Consider the following 18036-nt stretch of genomic DNA (forward strand, 5'->3'; position numbering starts at 1 on the left):
ATCAGGCGCCGGACGCGGCATCCGCCATCGCGTGTGCCGCCCCCGGTTGGCGGGTGTCGGCAAGGATCCGGCCGGCTTCCATGCGGATCAGCCGGTCGCACTTGTCGAAACAGTGCTCGTCGTGGGTCACCGCGATGACCAGATGGCCGTCTCTTGCCATCTGCGGCACCAGCACGTCGTAGAAAAGCTTGCGGCGGACGGGATCCTGGTCGGCGGCGAATTCGTCCAGCACGATGATCGGCCGTGCCTCGGCGAGGGCCACGGAGAGGGCAAGCCGTCGCTTCTGACCGGTCGACAGCGCCAGGGTCGAGAAGGCGCCATTCTCGATGCGGACGCGGTGGGCAAGGTCGAGCTCTGCGAGATGCGGGGGAACCTTTGCCTGTTCGGCCTCGTCCAGCCCGTAGAGCTGTGAGAAGAGGTGGAACTCGCTGAAGACCGCGCTGAACAGGTCGCGATAGTCCTGAAGGTTCGCCGGGGTCACCAGCTTCCCGTCGAGCAGGATTTCGCCGCCTTCGGGCCGGCGCAGGCCGGTCAGCAGCGAGATCAGGGTCGACTTTCCAGCGCCGTTGCCACCGCTGATGAACACCACTTCGCCGGGTTCCAGCACGAGGTCGAGCGGGCCGACGGTAAAGCGTTCGTCGTCGGCCGGTGCGGCCGCGTTCACTCCTTCGGGCGGTGCCTCCGAAAGGGTCGCCGTCACGCCGCGCAGCTCGATCCGCGAGAAGCGGGCAGGGGGAGCGGCAGGTCCTGTCGTCGGGGCGTCGGTCTCGGCCTCGGCGATCAAGTCCTTTTCCAGCCCGGCGATCAGCCTGCGGGCGACGGCGGCGCGCGAGAAGGAGGCGAGATTGCCCATCACCGTTTCCACCGGCCCGTAGGTCAGCAGGACGACGGTCAGCACCTGCAGGACCGTTTCGGTCGGTGTGCCGGCGAACAGCGGCAGGCCGACGACGATGAGGCACAGGAGGCCCATCATCGCGCCCTGGGCGACCGTCTGGCCGAGACTGAAAAAGCGCTCTGCGGTGACCTTCAGCTCGCGTTCGCGGCTCGCCGCATCGACGATGTCGGCCTGCAGCCCGTCGCGCCGGGCGCGCCGCAACCGCAGCTCCTTGTAGCCGCGCAGCACGTCGTTGACCCGGTCGAAGAAGGTCCACTCCGTCCGCGAGGCGCGCTCCGCGCTCGCCTGCGCCGGCGTTTGCGCCAGCAGGTAGCCGATGGCGCCGATCACGACGGCGCCCAGCGTCGCGACGCCGCTCGGCCACGACAGATAGAAGATGTAGGGAATGCAGAAGGCGATCACCAGCGCGGCTTCCAGCGACTGGATGAAGTTCACCGACGCATAGGAGATCTGGTTCACCTCATGGGTGACGATGGAATAGACCTTGCCGTGGTCGCGGCGGGAGAGAAAGTCGGCACGCGCATCCAGCAGCCGCCGGCTCAACTCGGTGCGCAGCCGCCGTTTGGTGGTCTCGACGAGGCGAAAGCTGGCGACGCGCGCCAGATGCGAGAAGGTCAGGGTCGACGCGATGGCGGCCAGCAGCAACAGCACGTCGCCGGTGGCGATGGCCGCAGCGCCCGCCAGCGTGTTGATGGCGTAGATCATGCCGGAGCGGGTGACGCTGGCCAGCACGGCATAGGCCAGCACGGGCGAGCGCATCAGGTTGCCATCGCGGATCAAAAACGCGAAGAGGGAACCGAGCCCGCTGTTACCCTGGTCGCTGCTGCCCGCCGCGCTTTCGTTCTGCCCCGCCATCTCGTCCGTCTTGCCTACTCGTTGCCGGTTTGGGGTCCTGCCGGCTGCAAGGCCCGCACCGTGCGCCGTCCGGCTGTCGTCGCGCACCCTGCTCTAACGCAATTCGGAGAAGAGGGAAACGCAGTTGCGCCGGGCAGGCTCCTCGCGGCAACCGCCTGTGACAGGCGGCGATCCGCTTGCGGAAAGAAGCCCCTGGCAGCCTGCGCCACGGCCCTTTGGTGCTGCGTGAAACTGCGAGTGGGGAGAAGCGTGTCTAACCTGCCGCTCCTCTCTTGACAGGCGGCCGCGGCGCCGACTATATGCGGGCTCACTCGCGCGGGCCTCAGCTGCCCGCTGCCGGTCTGGCGGAGTAGCTCAGTTGGTTAGAGCAGCGGAATCATAATCCGCGTGTCGGGGGTTCGAGTCCCTCCTCCGCTACCAAAATTTTCTTTGTATTGCAGTTGGTTGGGTCCTTTGCTCTGTGGGTGCGCTCACGCGCGGAGCGCCCGGGGTTGCATTCTGGGTTGCAGCAGTTGTGGGCTAGGATGCGATGGATTGACGCTCAGCCTTTAGCATGCCGTCGATGGCCAGTTTTATCTCGCTTTGATTTGAGATGCCGAGTGTCGGCAAGGTTGCAAGGAGTATGACCAGTAGCTTCGCCGTTTCATTCGGCTCATCCTGCCCCCACACATCCGATATATTTCGTTCATAGAGCGACGGCTGTCGCAGAAGAAATCTCTGCTTCTCCAAAATGAAGCTCCACCTCTCCCTCAACCAAATCAGAGCTTGTTTTGACAGAAGACGATTTCGGCCCGCCAGCTTGCCTGTCTCAACTAGCTTCATCGTCAATTCAAACACTTCACGCGGAGCGAGCGGCGAAGTTTCGTCGAGGGTCTTGCGCCCAAGAGAAAGAAGGCTTGCATAGCGCGTGTAGTAATCAGTTTCATTGGCTTTGCCCGCCAAGCATTCAACGAGTTCGCCCCGCCTTCTAAATCCTTCTGGAGAAACCAAAGCGGTCATCAATCTGTCGTAGCTCGCGGCGTCATTGCCTAGAAAGCATGTAGCTGCAAAGGAAAGTATTTGTTGTTCTGCCAACGTGATTAGGTCGCTCATTTCTTCGGCGGTTGGTAATGGAAAGTTTCCAAATGTAACGTTCTCGACGTTAAAACCTTTTTCCTTTCCACCAAGTTTGCTCATGAGCGCAAATTCAGCAACCGTGTCTGCAAGCGTTGAGACGAACAAATCGACGTCTCTCTGGTGAAAGGCCCTATACATCTTCCCTTGCGTCAGGAGGATTAGCCCCTCTCGCACCGGCCCATTGGGAAGATGTGCGTCCATTCCTTTTGTGATGCCGACGTCCAGCAAGCAGTGATTTTCTATTTGAGCGAGCATGTACCAAGATAGTTCCAGAGTAGGCAAAAAGCGCTCGCCGATGTCCGGGTGCGGTTCTGGGTTGCTGACTAGGCCAGGATAAATTCGTGGAGTTTCGTCGTTGGCAATGTAACGCACTTCACCAGTGGCTTCTTGATCAATCCAAAGAAGTATGTGCCTAGAGACCGCATGACAATGCACAGCTCTGAGAGAGCTTTCCGGGTCTAGCGTCGGAAGCTTTTCCAACACGACCGCCATCTCACGCAAACAAGTTTCTCGATCGCCTGCGTGCCAACTAGCTAGAGCTGCATCTGCGAGGAGGCCAATGTGCATGGGTATCATGTCTGGCACACCACACGCCTCTGCAGCATCTGCTCCATACAAATAGAAGCGTCTTGCTGTTTCGAAGTCGCCTTGTCTCTCTGCACTAATAGCAGCTTCCCTGCCCAGAAAGGCCTTTTCGGTTTCACTGAGCGGCGCGTCGCCCTCGATCAGTGTCGTGGACAATTCCAAGCTGGCCTGATGATCGTTCGCCCGATAAAGAACCTTTGCCTTCGCACGAATGAGCTCTGAGTTAGTAAGGCCATAGGTAATTAGTCCTTCATTGAGAACAGACAATGCAGCGTCTTTGTCGTTGCCGTACTCATCGAGGATTATTGCTTGGTACTTTCTGCATGCAACTGCAAGATCCTGCCGTCCCCATCCACTCGCGAGCTTTTCCATGTGGGCGTATGCGGATGAATGTGCGCTTGGGTCAATTGTGTTGGCGTCATGCTCCTTTAGCCACGCGCCGGATATGAGCATATCTATGTCGATAGGAAGTTCAGGAACGTCATAGTTTTTGAAGATTTTCGCTCGGAACTCGGCGGTGCAGGTATCAAGGGACTCGAAAATTGACAGCAGGTCGCTGATCTTTTTTGTTTGACGAGTTTGGTTTAAAAACATGAAGCTGATATTGGTAGAAACATCACTGGATTGGGTCGCTCCTTCAAAGAACTCTTGCGGAAGGCTCTTGCCTTGATTCTCGAAAAGGGCATCTAATTCTTGCAGGATGTTCAAAAACCGCGGCACCGGTCCGAAAACCGGCTCTGAAAGTAAGAGCTTCGAATAGATGATTAGTTCCATTCCAGCCTGCAATTTTTCCGGGAGAACACGATCAGCCTCTTTCCTGTACGACTCCAAGGCTGCGCTAAACGTTTGTGCGCCGTTTTCGTCGTAACACAGTAGAAGTAGTTGGCTTCCGCGGAATATTTGACTGATAGCTGGATTATCGTCGTAGGCAAAGGTGTTGGTCCTCATGTGTGTGAGTATCATGAGGTAAGGGGCTATCATCTCTAGGTCGGAGTTATTGGAACCCACGACTGACATACATAGCTTGAATAATACGCCTTCGTTTTTTCCTGCCCACGCAGCCATAAGAGCAGAATTTGCTGTTATCGGGTCGAGGCTCCTGGTCTTGACCAGCGAGTTGGCTATCTCAAAATTGATCGTTTCCTTTTGTTGGTCTGTGAGTGAGCTGGCTGCAAAATTCGAAAGCAAAGGCGACAGCGAAAATCGGTCTTTTTCCTGCTGGTCAATCCAAGACCCAATCAAACTATCAAACAATATTCCACCATCGACCACAACGGGGTCGACCTGAGCGATGTCAAGCACGAGTGTACGCTTGAACCCGCCGGTGGTGAGGGAAAGGCGTTCCAGGAGTCGTTTGCTACCGTCAGGCAAGCTCTTGATTAGCCGTTGTCGAGTTTGGGCGCGGACCTGCTCGATTTCAGGATTTCCGGCCATCAATGAGTTGAGCGTTCGAAACTCGTCTGTATCCCAACCTGCTCGCTGCATACTCTGTATTGTTGCTATCGCGAGTTGTGGGTGCCCCCCACCGGAAACCAAATGAATGTACTTAGCCCAATGTGATCCTCCGACCCCTAGTGACGTTAGTATCTCCTGCACGTCCTCCTCAGTGAAATCTTCCAACGTCGTTTCGATATTGGCTGGCAGGTCGGCAACAAATAGCAAGTCCGATGGTGCGGGCCTTGGCGCTGTGACCAGCAAAAGCAGATCTCGGCGGTTGCAAACCGATAATAAGTTTAGGAACTTGTCTACAACATGAGGCTCAAAGGCGCATTCAAGGTCATCTACTAGAAGGCCATGAATATCGTGTTCCTCCGCAATGAGGTTGCTCGTAGTTGAAAGTAGGTCGCTAACTTGATCAGGTGACAGACCTCGCAAGTTAACGCTCGCCCAATTTCCGCCTTCGCGTAGAGCCGCCAATCGCGCAGCGACTGTTTTGCCGACGCCAGCCGCTCCCAATATCCAACTCACTCCGCATTCTTCGAGGGAGGAAACAATGCTGGATATCAGAGCCGTTCGTTGTGCAATTGCGGCAGGAAGCGGTACCTCGTCCACGGGGTGTGGGCGGGCAAGCCTTGACGAAACCAAATCAGTTGATTTTGGAATAGACGCAGCTAGCGCTTTCGCGATCAGTTCGTTTTGAGCATCAAGCTGAGCTCGGTTGACAGGAACATGTGTTGCTGCTTCGAGCAGGTGTTCGAGAGTCGCACGGTCAACAAAGCGATCTGTCTGTTGGGTCGATTTCTCCAACAGGTGCACTAGAATGTTGCTTGTGCATTCGCTCGCTTGCGAAGCAGTTCCGCCACGAGCTTGGAGCAAGCCGATTATTTTAGCATGCAGCTGTTGCTTGAGGAATTTGACCTCAAGCGCTCCACAATCAAAATGAATGCGCCGCAGGAAGTCTTCTCGAAATTCAACGTCCCTCAGAGAGACGATAAATTTCTTTGTTTGTTGCGACAGCTTCGAGGCGAGAAGTATATCTCTCAGCGGAGACACATCACCGGTTCTCGAGATGCTGCGCCAAACCTCTAGAGTTGGAGTGTCGCCAATTCTATGCTTAGAGGATTTTTCTTTCCCGATCTGCGACGTGGTCAGATGGCGCAGTCTGATCGCTAGTTGTGGATTTCTTGTTCGAAGTTCCACAAAGCTATCGATCGATGCAATTATATCGTCTGAATTTATGGTTACGACGTTGGACGTGCCCTTGACTTGGACCGCGTTCAGCGCATTCTGCGCGGCTTTCACAAAGTCTTCAGCTACCTCCAAGAAAAGAAATTCACTTTCGTCGAGCTCAAGCCACGCAAGTGCGGCTTGATATACTTGGTAGACGTACCCTCCCAGGGAGGCGACTGCTTCGCGTTTTTCATTACCCTTTGGGGCTATTGGCTTGTTCATAGACGAGTCGCTTCCGCAATCGATCACCCATATTGGAGCGCTGCGGAGACACGCGCAACCGACATCACACCTTTGCCTACTCTTCCTTGACCTAATTTAGGCGTGCGCGAGGTTGTGCGACGCCAAATTTGACTGGCGTTTATCGAGCAACTTGACCGAATAGCCCCTAGATTTGTGGACGCCTTCTTCCCTAATTTTGAGGCAAGGAGGCCATGATGGGGACCGGCAATTTCAGTGACGAGTTCAAGCGCGATGCTGTCGCGCAGATCACCGAGCGGGGCTATCCGGTTGCGGAGGTGTCGCAGCGTCTGGACGTGAGCCAACACTCGCTCTACGCGTGGAAGAAGAAGTTCTCTAAGCCATCGGGAAGCGATGGGGATCAGGCGGCAGAGATACGTCGTCTGAAGAAGGAACTGGCGCGCGTCACCGAGGAACGCGACATCTTAAAAAAGCCACCGCGTATTTCGCCAAGGATGCAAAGTGAGATACGCGTTTGTTGCCGAGCATCGCCAGCAGTTCACGGTGCGGGCGATGTGTCGCTGCCTGCGTATCCGGCCCAGTGGTTTCTATGTCTGGCTGAAAAATCCGCTGAGCAAACGGGCCTGGGAAGATGTCCGCCAGACCGCGCTTCTCAGCAAGGCCTGGAAGGAAAGCGGCAGGGTCTACGGCTACCGCAAGCTGCATGACGACCTCCTCGATCAGGGAGAGACCAGTTGCCCCAACCGCATCGCTCGTCTCGCCAGGCTGGCCGGGGTCAAGGCGCAGATTGGCTACAAGCGTCGGCCCGGTTCCTATGGCGGCAAGCCGTCGGCCGTGGTCGACAACACCCTTGCCCGGCAGTTCGATGTCGATGCGCCGGACAGGGGCGTGGGTGACCGACATCACATACATCAGGACCCAGGAGGGCTTTGCCTATCTGGCCGTGGTGATCGACCTGTTCTCGCGCCGCGTCATTGGCTGGTCATTGCAGAGCCGGCTGACCACCGATGTCGTGCTGCAGGCATTGCTGATGGCGGTGTGGCGTCGAAAGCCGAAGAACAGCGTCCTGGTCCATTCCGATCAGGGCTCGCAATTCACCAGTATGGACTGGGCGGCGTTCCTGAAGCAGCACAATCTTGAGCACTCGATGAGCCGTCGCGGCAACTGCCATGACAATGCCGTGGCGGAGAGCTTCTTCAATCTCCTCAAGCGTGAGAGGATACGGCGCAGGACCTACCGAACACGCGAGGAGGCAAGGAAGGACGTGTTCGACTACATCAAGATGTTCTACAACCCGAAGCGCAAGCACGTCAGGAACGGGATGCTATCACCCGTCGAGTTCGAACGGCAGCAGGAGATGTAACCCAAGGGCGTCCACCAAACTCGGGGCTATTCAGAATTCTCCGATGGGCATGTTGTTTAAACACAAATAATTATGGCTTCTCTGCGAATATTGTCCGCACTTCCTTTCCCAGTGTCCGACATCAGAACATTTGGCACATCTCGCGGTGTAGATCAACGGAGACCTCGTCCGGGCCTGATGACCGATGGGCGCTTCTATCAAGCTCTTCTTGAAGAACCGGAGCCCACCAGTCAGTGTATTGGCGTTCAAACTGGCGAGTCGGGGCTGGCATGTTTTCCGGAGGGATCGCGGACAAATTAGGCAATCGATATGAAGCGAAATGGCTCGTTCTGCAGTTGCTGGACGTCATTGGCGGCAAGTCGTCCGCCTTAACCTTTGAGGGGATTGATCCCTCCTTCAAGGGATTTGAATTTTCATTAGTTCGTGATGGCATCACCGAATGGCATCAAACGAAAGTAAATAATCCAAATGGAAACTGGACTCTAGCTGCACTGAGGAGAGAAGGCGTTCTCGAAGCGTTCAAGCAGCGATTTTCCTCCACGGAGGACGATCTATGTGTCTTTGTTTCACAACATCCCGCGAGAGATATCGCCGATCTTGTCGGAAAGGCAGAAATTGCCAAGGATGAAGGTGAGTTCGTCAATTCTTTGGGCAAGGGCGCCAGCGCGAAGTTAGATGAACTAAAGCTTTCGTGGAACATTGATGATAAAACCGCTTTCAGCTGGTTAAATCGTTGCCGCTTTCGAGTAGAGAGCCAGCGCTCTATAGAAAGCATTTTCGATACGTACTGTGATTTCTATTTTGAAAATAAACTACGAACTAGCTTCGAAATCCTCCAAGAATTCTTGATTCAGCGGATTAATCGAGAAATAACGACTGAGAGTGCGAGAGCAGATATCCAAAAGGAGGGAAAGCTAAAGCTTAAGGACTACGCCCTCGATCCGACGCTGGCACAAAGATTGCATGCCGAGACTTCTGCATATCTTGATACGTACATTCCCTTTGGCGCGGGGCGTGAGACTCTCATACGTCCAGAAGCCGAGTGCCTCGCAGACAGAATCGCCGATCCAAATGGCCCTGCGGTCATCTTGCTCACGGGTGTTGCCGGCGCTGGCAAGTCCGGTGTCATTCGCGAGCTGATTGCAAAGCTGTCATCAGTTGCGACAACCCACTTGGCGTTTCGCGTCGACCACTATTTGCATTGCAGGAGCCCGCAGGCTTTTGGCAAGGCAATTACTGGTCGCGAGGAAAGCCCGGTTGCGACACTGAGGGGCGTCTCGATTGGGCAGAAATCTGTACTCATCGTAGATCAAGTCGACGCAATTAGCGAGATTTCGGGGCGAAACGGCGCAATCAAGCAAGCAGTTCTCAAGCTTGTTGATGATGTAAGGAATTCTGAGAATGTAGTTATTGTTATTTCTTGCCGTACTTTTGATCTCGAAAACGATGATCGACTGAAGGTTCTTAAGGCTGCTCATGGCGTCGAGCATATTGAAGTTCAGATTTTGGATTGGGAAAACTCAGTAAAGCCATTTTTATTGTCAAAGTCAGTGGCCATTGCTCAGTTTTCTCCCAGCCAGATCGAACTCTTGCGGCTGCCTCTAAATCTGGCGCTTTTCTTCGAAACATACGATCCTTCCGCTCCCACATTCAGCTCACGCAACGAGTTGTTTCGTCTTCTGCTAGAAAAGAAACGCAAGGCCCTCGGAACAGATCGAGCGATATCATGGGATGTTCTGGAGCCCCTGTCACGCCTAGCAGAGTGGATGAGTGAGCGGCAACGATTAGACGCGCCGGATACAGTGCTGTCTAGCTTTGGCGGAGCCCTAAACGTTTTACCTTCTGAAGGGCTGCTCGTTCGATCCCGTGGTAACGTCAATTTCTTTCACGAGAGCTTTTTCGACTACATCTATGCCCTTACATTTGCGGGCAGGAACATATCCCTGGAAGCGCTACTGCTTCAAACCGAGCAGCATCTCTTTCGGAGGACGCAAGTCCGCCAGATACTAGAAAATCTGCGGCAGGTGGATAATGCCCGGTATCTCCGTGAACTCCGCTCCGTGGTAGGAAACCCGAAAATCCGTTACCACATTCAGGTTGCGGCAGCACAATGGCTGGGATCCCTGAACGATCCTGCACCGGAGGAGCGCGATATCGTCCTCTTGGTTGATACGACGACGGGGCCAATCCCGGCGTTGGTCAGATATGCTGTCTTCGCATCACCTGGTTGGTTTGACAGGTTACAAGTAGATGGATGGGTGCCGAAACAGCTTCTCGATGCGAACACCGAGCGAGCCGGTGCCGTCCTTTGGTGGCTTTCCAATGTTGCATCTGAGCGACCAGTGGAAGTCGCGGGTCTTCTCGACAAATGGTGGGGGGGCGATCCCGAACGAGCAAAGCAATTACTCAACTGGTTCGGCTTTGTTAAGCGGCAGAAGCCGGACGATACTCTGGTTGACCTCTGTGCTCGCGTTACGCGTTCAAATCCGCCCGGAATGTTCGAAGGGCGAGGCCAAAACAATCGAGACTTGTTGCTTCATACCTGGGCGGGTGAGAATCCTCACGGCGCGGAAAAGGTGTTGAAGGCGTATTTTGAAGCTTGGTTCGAGGCTCACCCGGGGCTGCATCCATTTGAAGGAGATGAGTTCCGGGACCTTGATGTACATTCGCTTGGCGAGTTGGCGAAGAAGGCGCCGGAAGTCTTCATTGACGGAACGATCGAAGCATTCATTCGATCTATAGATTTGATCGCGTTGAAGAATTCGAACGGCACGAACGATTACTCATTTATGATGCGCTATGCGTCCGGACACCATTTCGGAGCCGGTGCCTTCCTGAACATGTTTCGTGGTGCTTTGGCAAAGCTTGCGTTGGCGTCTCCCGATAGGGCGCGCGAGACGTTGAAAAGGATCGACCCCGACAAGCACGAAGTTTGCACTCATATCTGGCTTGAGACGATCGCCGTCAATGGAAATGCCCTAAAAGATCTGTTTGTCGAACTTCTCGATTGTAGACATGTTTTTGACGCAGGTTGGGACGGGGCCGATTGGGAGTCGTTTGCGTCTGCGGCGCGAGCCGTGCTGCCGCACCTGCAGGCAGACGGAATTGCAAAATTTGATAACTTGATAGCCGGACACAAGCCTGAACTTGATTTTGCATCAAAGCTGCTGCAGCGCATCAAAGCTGACGGCGAGGAAGAGCCGTGGCGAACCGGGTCGGGAGCTACACACTACCTTAGCCGGTCAGGTCATGAGCTTTGGTGCATTCTCGATAGTATCGGAGACGAAGCTCTATCGCCATTAGCGAGGAAGACCCTTGCTCAACTTCGAAGGAAGTTTCGCACGGACAAGCTGCCGGAGCGTGATCATTTTGAAGCTCGCTGGGTTCAGTCGCCAATAAAGCGAGACAAAGCTGAAAGAATGACCGACGAACATTGGCTTTCAGCAATGCTGAAATACGATAACGACGATCACCGCCGTCGGGGCCGTATATTTGTGGAGGGGGGCGCCAGGCAGCTTGCCAGCGAACTCCAACACCAAGCCAAGGAGCAACCGCAAAGATTCTCAGCTTTCCTGGAGCAGATACCCCCAGGGGTTAATCAAGCCTACGTAAACCACTTGCTTGGGGGGTTAGCGGAGTCCGAGGGAGCGAGCCTTGAAGCCTTGAAGCGCGCAATTGTGACGGTTCATGAAAGGGAAGAACGAGCGTATGGGAGCGAAATTGCTCGTCTGATCGAGAAGAACCCTGAAGTGGCTGCTGATCCAGCGATTTTTGAGATCCTTGTTTGGTACGTAGAAAATGGAGACGCCAACGAGGCCGATGCCGTTGAAAGGTCGAATACCGAGAGAGAGGTCGTAACAATCGAAGACCTGATCAGCGAAGGGCGTCTGCATGTTCGTGGCGTGAATGGCGCTCGCGGGGCGGCAGCAGAAGCGTTGGGAACCGTTCTGTGGCACGTGCCAGAAGTTGTTGAAGCGGCATGGTCGGTCGCTGAAAGGCGCGCCACGGTTGAGCCTTTGGTCAGTGTTCGTTGCTGTCTTATTGGAGTAGCCTTGGCGCTCTACAATGCAGATAGAGCGCGCTGTGCGAGACTGCTGGAGCGTATATCGGGACATCCCGAAACCTTGGACCAACCTTCCCACTTTCAGGCGGCATGGGTCAAAGCTGCTTTCCCACCCCGGCGGTTTCCTCGGTTGGCAAAGGCGGCCTCCGTTTGGATCGCCTACGCCATTGAGAAAGTCATTCGACGAAGCTCTGCTTCTGCGGGCAGTCCGGATGAGAGCTATTGGTTGGCTCCACTAGTTACACATCATGGCGTCCGGTTGCTGCCGTACATCCTGCGCTTCGTACCAGATGCGGGACGGCGGTTACTGTATCGTTTGATCGTTCAAGGCGATCCTAACGCCCGGGCGATCGCCGCATGGCTTGTATTCTGGCAGAGCTTTCAAGCTGAAGTGTTCTGTTCTTTAGCAGATGCACTTGCTAACGACGGCGTGGTATATCGCTGCCTCATGGCTGATGTTGCGTCTCACGCCATCGAGGATGCCGAATTCAGATACCGAGCCGAAACAATTTTGCGGCGTAGCTTCAATGACGACGATGAGAAGGTTAGGGGCCACGCAGGCGATGTCTTCAGAAACGTGAAGCCTGACCAGTTCGACCGATATCGTGAACTTGCGTATGACTTCATTCGTTCTCCCGCGTTCGAAGCGGGATCTTATGGATTCTTCCATGCACTTGAACGCGCCGAATGCAAAGTTGACGATATCGTGGTCGCTGCCGCCAAGATTCTCATGGAAGACATCGGCGAAAACGGCAACGCGGCAGGTCGAAGATCAATGGATTTGCATCAAATGCAAGATTTAATAAAAACGGAGTATGCGGTATCCGAGGGTAATCCTCCATTGCGGGCTGAGATACTGGATATAATAGACAGTATGCTTAGATTGGAAATTTATGGAGTTGAACGAATATTCGATTTGACTGAAAGATGATATTTATACGCGCTTATTACAGCTCTGTGAATACACATTGATGCAACGACCTAGGCCGGCGGAAAGGAGGCGCTGGGCATATGGTGGCCGACGTCCCGGAAGTATTAGTGCTGGCGCGCGGGGCTTTGTCCATCCTGCTACTAACGGCTCATGTCGCGTCGCTCGCGATGGGTATCCGTACTACTCCGAAGATTGCCGCCACGTACTAGGTGGTGACGTTGCCGCCAATCTTATCCAATTCTGAGCCCATTTTCGGATTCGGATTTTCCTTGTTGGGCGGGTGAGGGAGCGCTGCCAGTGGTGCCGGGATGGAAGTAATCGGGCTTTCCGACTGTCAGACGCAATTCGAATTGGATTTTTTGTTTTTGCACAACGAGGAATTCGCCTGGGGCGGATACTTTTTGTGTAATGAGTTTGGCAGACGAATAAATGATATGCGGAATACATCAAATAAATCGCGGGTTTTATGGGTGAGTCAACCGGACGAGCCTGAGCGTCAGTTGAGAAGGCGCTTTGCAAAGATTTCGAGAAGAAGCTTTCGCCCAACCCCGCTGCACCGTCGCTATCGCTGGGCTATCCAGCTCTGCGCATTTGCAGCACTGACCCTGGCCGCGCTCTTTGTAATTTCGCGTGTAAGCCCTTGGCCACTCGTGACTACCCTACGCCATATCGCATCAGCGCCAAATTGCACTGCCGCTCGCGCCGTCGGTCTTGCTCCTGCAAGGTATGGTCAACCGGGGTACTGGGGAAAGCACGATGCCGACCGCGACGGTATTGCCTGCGAGCCGTGGCGCTGACCGGGCATTCGCTGTACCGCCCCACCTACAAGCAATCCGGTGCTGCAGGAAGCATAAGCGCGTGCCCGCAGGGTAGGTGTAACGATCGGCTGATGTTGAGGCGAATGCGTGTCCCTCATAATCTGCACCCCGCGGCGGCTCGTGTGAACGCGTGGCGCCTATGCGACAGACACCGCCGCACCGAACCTGGCGGGTCTCGTGCCGTTTATCTCCAATGCCCGTTTGAGCATGCCAACGGGTCAACTGCCGACGCGAGCTGTTGAGCCCGACGCCGGCAGACGTCACGCGGAGCGAGGTTTAGCTCGGCTACGCGGCTCTCCTAGTCGCAGATTCGACCGTTCGCGATCGCAAGCTCCAGGCTGTAGCCCGGCACATTGAATGCGAACACCTCGTAGACCCCGCCCTGGTGCAGATAGCCCGCGAAAAAGAACTGCTTGCCGGTATAGGCACCGAAGCCGTTCTTGGCGTTGACCGTGCCGCAGATCTTGCCCGCTTCGTTGTCACCCATCACTCGAACGATGTCGAAGGTGAAGACGGCGGAATAGGGGTCGTTGAGCACGCTGGCAGCCTTGTCGCGGATCGCCTGTTCGAGGGCAGGGTCGATCTGATCCGCTGTGGCGTTGCTCGCTGTCGAGCTGGCAAGCAGGAGGCTGAGAGCGGCAGTTCGGATCGCATTTTTCATGATCGTACCTCGGTTTCAGATGGAATCTTGCTGCGATAGGACGCCGGCTGGTCGGGGCCAAGGGTGGATCTGCCCGTGGAGGATTCTACGATTCAATGGACGTGGACGGTAGAAATGTCTACGTTGACCTTATGAGCAGCAAACGTGACAAGGCCTATTATGAGGCAAGGCTGAAGGCCGAACATCCGGCGCTCTCGGCGGACGTCGTTAGCGGGAAACTGGCGCTGTGGGATGCAGTCTATCAGGCTGGACTGAAGCCGCGCCCGACGCCGCTCAAGGTTCTGAAACAGAAATGGCGGAAGGCTGCACCCGCTGAGCGGGATCTTTTCCTGCAGTGGCTAGCCTCGGACTATGGCATCAACTGCGTGGTGGGCACGCCGGCTATTGGTCCTTCTGCCAGCGCCCCGACAAGTGGAACTGTGCCGGCACCTGCGCCGGCACCTACAACAAACAATGTTCCAGCACCCGTGGCTCGAGCATCTCGACCGCCGCGTGGCGCGTCCGGCAGTGCCATTGTCGATTCCAGCGGACGGCTTCTGCCGGGGGCCAAACGTGCGATCAGTCGCATCATGGCGGCTCGCGGGATCAAGCAGGGCACCATAATGAAAGAGATTGGTGAGAAGCCACTCAACGCCTCTCTTGGCATGGCGCTCGCTCGCGATACGGCTTTGCGTGACCCGAATTTCGTCAAGAAGCTTGAGGCGTGGCTCAACAAGCACGGGAACTCGTTTCCCTAGGGGCGCGTCCACCGCGTTGACAATGCACTGGGAACTTCAGGTGGGCATCAGGCGTCTCGATCAATCGAGCTCTCCCGCCCTGCGCTGCCGGGGGCAAGATCTCATTGATGGTCAGGTTTTCTCCTCCTGAGTTCCGTGCTGGGGTGGAAAATTCTACTATTCGGCCTGCTTGTGCCTTCTGTCATGCCTGCCGCCAGCCGTGTCGGCCGCAGCGGCGATCGTAGAAGATTCCACACCCTCCTCATCCGCCATCCCGGATTTTTGTCTCCGAGCTTCTGCTGACCTCGGTCTTCGCGTCACCGGGGGAGGGGGCGTTTGACATGCCGCTCTCTAGCTTGAGCAGCATATTTTCGCTGCCGATCACGAGAGCCGCGCTCATTTCGCCATATGCAAGGGCAACCCACACACCGGCAGGCCGCACGGAGGACCAACACGTCAAGGATCAATCCGGTCGTCGAATCCGCCCTGCCGCCAAACGAAGCTGGAGTTTGCATCAAAGTTGACAAATTCGCATCAAAATCTTATTATTGATGCAGTCTACGAAATGGAGATGACTAATGCCTAGCTATCGTTACACCCTCTCGCTGTCCCCGGAAGTCGGCGACGTCGTCGAACGTCTCGCTGCAAAATCTGATCTGCCGGCGGCGAAGGTAATCCGCAACCTGCTCGGCTTCGTTGAGACCGATGCGCGCCTGTTCTGTCAGTGGCTCGAAGGACTGCCGAAAGACAGTCCTCAGCTGACAAGGGGGCTCCATTCGCTTCGGAACCCTGGGCCGGGTCGGCTTTTGGCCGACGCGGCGGCTATCGAACGTGACTGCGGCAACAAGTTGCTGGTCGGAGTTGCCGCCATGCACCATGACCCCACCTGCGGCGGGATTTGCGTGGTCTCGGCCGAACTTGAGGGAAGCGGTGCGTGACCTGGCTTGACGTGATGTTGGTCGCTGGCGTGCCTCCGGTCGAACATCTCATACGTGTCCGCGACATCTGCACGTATCTTGCGGCAGGTGCCCGCATTGATGCCCGGCTTGGCAAGGCTTTTCCAGTGCCGCCTGAGCCGAATGCGAGCGACAACAAGTTGCACGACAATGGAAAGGGCGCCGCAAGGCGCCCTTTTTAGCAAGAAGGAACAGGCGCTTGAAGGATGTAGTCGATGCGTTGTGACGTTGATTTTGGAAGCCCGATCGAGACTGATGACAGCTGGCATGGAGCACGCTCCTCACTGAGCGACCAGCATATCGACGCAATCGCGTTCCCGGTGGGTGATGCTGCGCTGGAGCTATTGCGTGAGCGTCCCGCCCGTTGGTTGGTCATGATGCTGAAGGAGGTTTGCAGCAGGATCATACGTTCGGGTGGGGTCTCCTCCTGCTACGCGGGTAAATACAGGAAGGCCTATGTGACGCTGAATTTGGTGCTCAACGAGCATTTCGTCATCATGGGAGATGGAAAAGAGGACAGGGCGGCAAGAAAGGGGGCGATTGCGCCGGCCTTTCGTCCGCGTCTACCTTTGGCACGGATGCCGAAGGGCCGTGAACGTGACCTTTCCAATGACAGCCAGGTAATCGATCTGCACTTCTTTCACTGCCTGGGGCAGCGTCGATGCATGGGTGATGACAATGCGATAGCCGCGCTGTCTGGGCGGCAGTTCGATTTTGACGCAGCGGCGCGATTTGCGACTGTGGGAGGGTCTACCGCAACAAAGCTCCAGAAGCTTGGCTTGACGGAGGCTCCGGGGATCGGGTTCTGCCGGCTTGGTGCGACCGTGTTGCGCTTACCCTCGGATGCAAAACTTCGCGATCGCTTGGTGAACAACCTTGCCGGTGTGGAGACGCAGCTCTCGGTGCGTTGCCGCACAAATGGAGCTGATCTGGCCGGTTGGGCTGAGCTGCTTCAGGCGGGCGAAGCGCTGAAGAAGCTGGATATCGAGCTGACCGGCCGTAATCTCCGAGATATGCATATGCTGATGTTTGGTCACAGCAATACAAGATCGGACAGCGTGTTGCGCAAGTACCGATCGGCGCGAGAATGGGTGGGCGAGTAAGCGTTGAGGCCGCTTGCGCATCCTTGGCTACACAGCCAGCTACACACCGGATACACACCGAAAACTCAACCGGAGACACAACGATCACGCATCGCACGCCACAGTGGTAGCTGTTCTTGCCCTCGGAATTCTGCCAATTTCTCGTTCCGGCGCCTGCCTTACTATAAATAGAAGGTAATGAAGTAGACTATTATAAGGGAAACGCCTCCGGCGGGGTGAGAGGCTTCGCCCGTCGCTACGCTCCGGTCTCTACCTCTCCAAGATGTCTTTCACGCCGGAAGTGAATGAGACTGCTTCACGCGCTACGAGAGGTCATAGACTATTCCGGTTGGTTGTTGGTCTCGTTCAAGAAACAAGGACGAGAGACCGCTCCGGCCCGACGCCTGCGGCGCCGTGCCTGGAGCTCTGCGTCTGCGTCTCATCTGCATCTTCTTCACCTCGAGGCCTGTCACATCCGGTGTCTGCTCAGCGTGTCTCGTGTCTCCGGATGCTTCCGGCTCCTATGGGCCGTTCCGGCCCTTTTGAGCCGATACAGCAAAGAGTGGCATCTCGTGAATGTGTCGAGGTGGATCCGGGGACTGGCACCTGACAAGTGCCGGCACACAGGCAACAGGCGTCTGCCCGCAATTTATGCCGGTAGGGGAGATGTTTCGCTTCCGCTCCGGAAACATCCCGCCTCGTGTGATGATGCGAATAAAGGGCCGGTGGCTGGCTTGCTTATCCGGAGCGCAGGATTTTACCTGATCATGCCGGAAGCGTCCCTGTGCGCGGCCCTGACGCTCCTCAACGATGTATCAGGTTGGCCGTCCGGGAATTTTGCAGCAGCCAATCCCCTACAAAACTGCCGATCCTCGTTTCCTATATGTATATATATACCTATGAAGAAGAATATTATCTATTACGGAAAATCGGACCGGCAGTCTCTGCGGTTTCGTGTTCTCTTCCTCATTCAGACACTAACTGCTCCGGTCGCGAAAGCGTTTGCTTCTTGCTCCGGGAGCTTCAGCGTCGCATGAGATGCAAATAAACGACCGGTGGCTGGCTCCGGCACATTTAGCGCGTCCTCCCCGTAGCGTCCGGATGCGAAGCTGTGCCTGCGCGCA

Annotated in this window: 8 protein-coding genes, 1 tRNA gene and 1 pseudogene; 7 read left to right on the forward strand and 3 right to left on the reverse strand. The window is 55.8% G+C overall.

Features of this window, described 5'->3' with window-relative positions; all coding sequences use genetic code 11:
* Position 1 precedes the first annotated feature (1 nt).
* The gene (locus tag ACVJ6E_RS14345; RefSeq protein ID WP_120269496.1) at positions 2-1750 is read right to left on the reverse strand and encodes a cyclic peptide export ABC transporter; all 1749 of its coding nucleotides are present in this window, start codon (positions 1748-1750) and stop codon (positions 2-4) included.
* A 343-nt stretch (positions 1751-2093) separates the two neighbouring features.
* Between ACVJ6E_RS14345 and ACVJ6E_RS14350 the strand changes: the two genes are divergently transcribed.
* A tRNA-Met gene (locus ACVJ6E_RS14350) sits at positions 2094-2170 on the forward strand.
* A gap of 99 nt (positions 2171-2269) precedes the next feature.
* Here ACVJ6E_RS14350 and ACVJ6E_RS14355 read toward each other — a convergent pair.
* Positions 2270-6343: an enoyl-CoA hydratase/isomerase family protein gene (locus ACVJ6E_RS14355; RefSeq protein WP_147421880.1), complete on the reverse strand. Its 4074-nt coding sequence runs from the start codon at positions 6341-6343 to the stop codon at positions 2270-2272.
* A 215-nt stretch (positions 6344-6558) separates the two neighbouring features.
* Between ACVJ6E_RS14355 and ACVJ6E_RS14360 the strand changes: the two are divergent.
* The 3 genes and pseudogenes from ACVJ6E_RS14360 to ACVJ6E_RS14370 all read left to right on the forward strand — a co-directional run bounded on the left by ACVJ6E_RS14360 (position 6559) and on the right by ACVJ6E_RS14370 (position 13476).
* Positions 6559-7685 (forward strand): annotated as a pseudogene (locus ACVJ6E_RS14360) (IS3 family transposase).
* 269 nt (positions 7686-7954) lie between these two features.
* Positions 7955-12679 (forward strand): ATP-binding protein, encoded by a 4725-nt coding sequence (locus ACVJ6E_RS14365; RefSeq protein WP_120269494.1) that lies wholly within the window; start codon positions 7955-7957, stop codon positions 12677-12679.
* A 434-nt stretch (positions 12680-13113) separates the two neighbouring features.
* The gene (locus tag ACVJ6E_RS14370) at positions 13114-13476 is read left to right on the forward strand and encodes an excalibur calcium-binding domain-containing protein (RefSeq protein ID WP_120269743.1); all 363 of its coding nucleotides are present in this window, start codon (positions 13114-13116) and stop codon (positions 13474-13476) included.
* Between the two features lie 319 nt (positions 13477-13795).
* Here ACVJ6E_RS14370 and ACVJ6E_RS14375 read toward each other — a convergent pair whose 3' ends face one another.
* Complete coding sequence (locus ACVJ6E_RS14375; protein WP_120269493.1) at positions 13796-14158, reverse strand: alpha/beta fold hydrolase; 363 nt, start codon at positions 14156-14158, stop codon at positions 13796-13798.
* A gap of 95 nt (positions 14159-14253) precedes the next feature.
* Between ACVJ6E_RS14375 and ACVJ6E_RS14380 the strand changes: the two genes are divergently transcribed.
* The 3 genes from ACVJ6E_RS14380 to ACVJ6E_RS14390 all read left to right on the forward strand — a co-directional run bounded on the left by ACVJ6E_RS14380 (position 14254) and on the right by ACVJ6E_RS14390 (position 16933).
* Entirely contained in the window at positions 14254-14895 is a 642-nt protein-coding gene (locus tag ACVJ6E_RS14380; RefSeq protein WP_147421879.1) for an RAD23 family protein, read from the forward strand.
* A 557-nt stretch (positions 14896-15452) separates the two neighbouring features.
* Positions 15453-15812, forward strand: coding sequence for a hypothetical protein (locus tag ACVJ6E_RS14385; protein ID WP_147421878.1), 360 nt, complete (start codon positions 15453-15455; stop codon positions 15810-15812).
* Positions 15813-16045: 233 nt separating this feature from the next.
* Positions 16046-16933 carry a hypothetical protein gene (locus ACVJ6E_RS14390; protein ID WP_120269491.1) on the forward strand — a complete coding sequence of 296 codons (888 nt, stop codon included), beginning with the start codon at positions 16046-16048 and terminating at the stop codon, positions 16931-16933.
* The last annotated feature ends 1103 nt before the right edge of the window (positions 16934-18036 follow it).

The sequence above is a fragment of the Stappia sp. G46H5W genome (assembly GCF_058448995.1).

Coding starts and splice junctions, on each gene's coding strand:
- ACVJ6E_RS14355 (WP_147421880.1), bottom strand. CDS start 6,343: ATGAACAAGCCAATAGCCCCAAAGGGTAATGAAAAACGCGAAGCAGTC.
- ACVJ6E_RS14385 (WP_147421878.1), top strand. CDS start 15,453: ATGCCTAGCTATCGTTACACCCTCTCGCTGTCCCCGGAAGTCGGCGAC.
- ACVJ6E_RS14370 (WP_120269743.1), top strand. CDS start 13,114: ATGCGGAATACATCAAATAAATCGCGGGTTTTATGGGTGAGTCAACCG.
- ACVJ6E_RS14365 (WP_120269494.1), top strand. CDS start 7,955: ATGTTTTCCGGAGGGATCGCGGACAAATTAGGCAATCGATATGAAGCG.
- ACVJ6E_RS14375 (WP_120269493.1), bottom strand. CDS start 14,158: ATGAAAAATGCGATCCGAACTGCCGCTCTCAGCCTCCTGCTTGCCAGC.
- ACVJ6E_RS14380 (WP_147421879.1), top strand. CDS start 14,254: ATGGACGTGGACGGTAGAAATGTCTACGTTGACCTTATGAGCAGCAAA.
- ACVJ6E_RS14345 (WP_120269496.1), bottom strand. CDS start 1,750: ATGGCGGGGCAGAACGAAAGCGCGGCGGGCAGCAGCGACCAGGGTAAC.
- ACVJ6E_RS14390 (WP_120269491.1), top strand. CDS start 16,046: ATGCGTTGTGACGTTGATTTTGGAAGCCCGATCGAGACTGATGACAGC.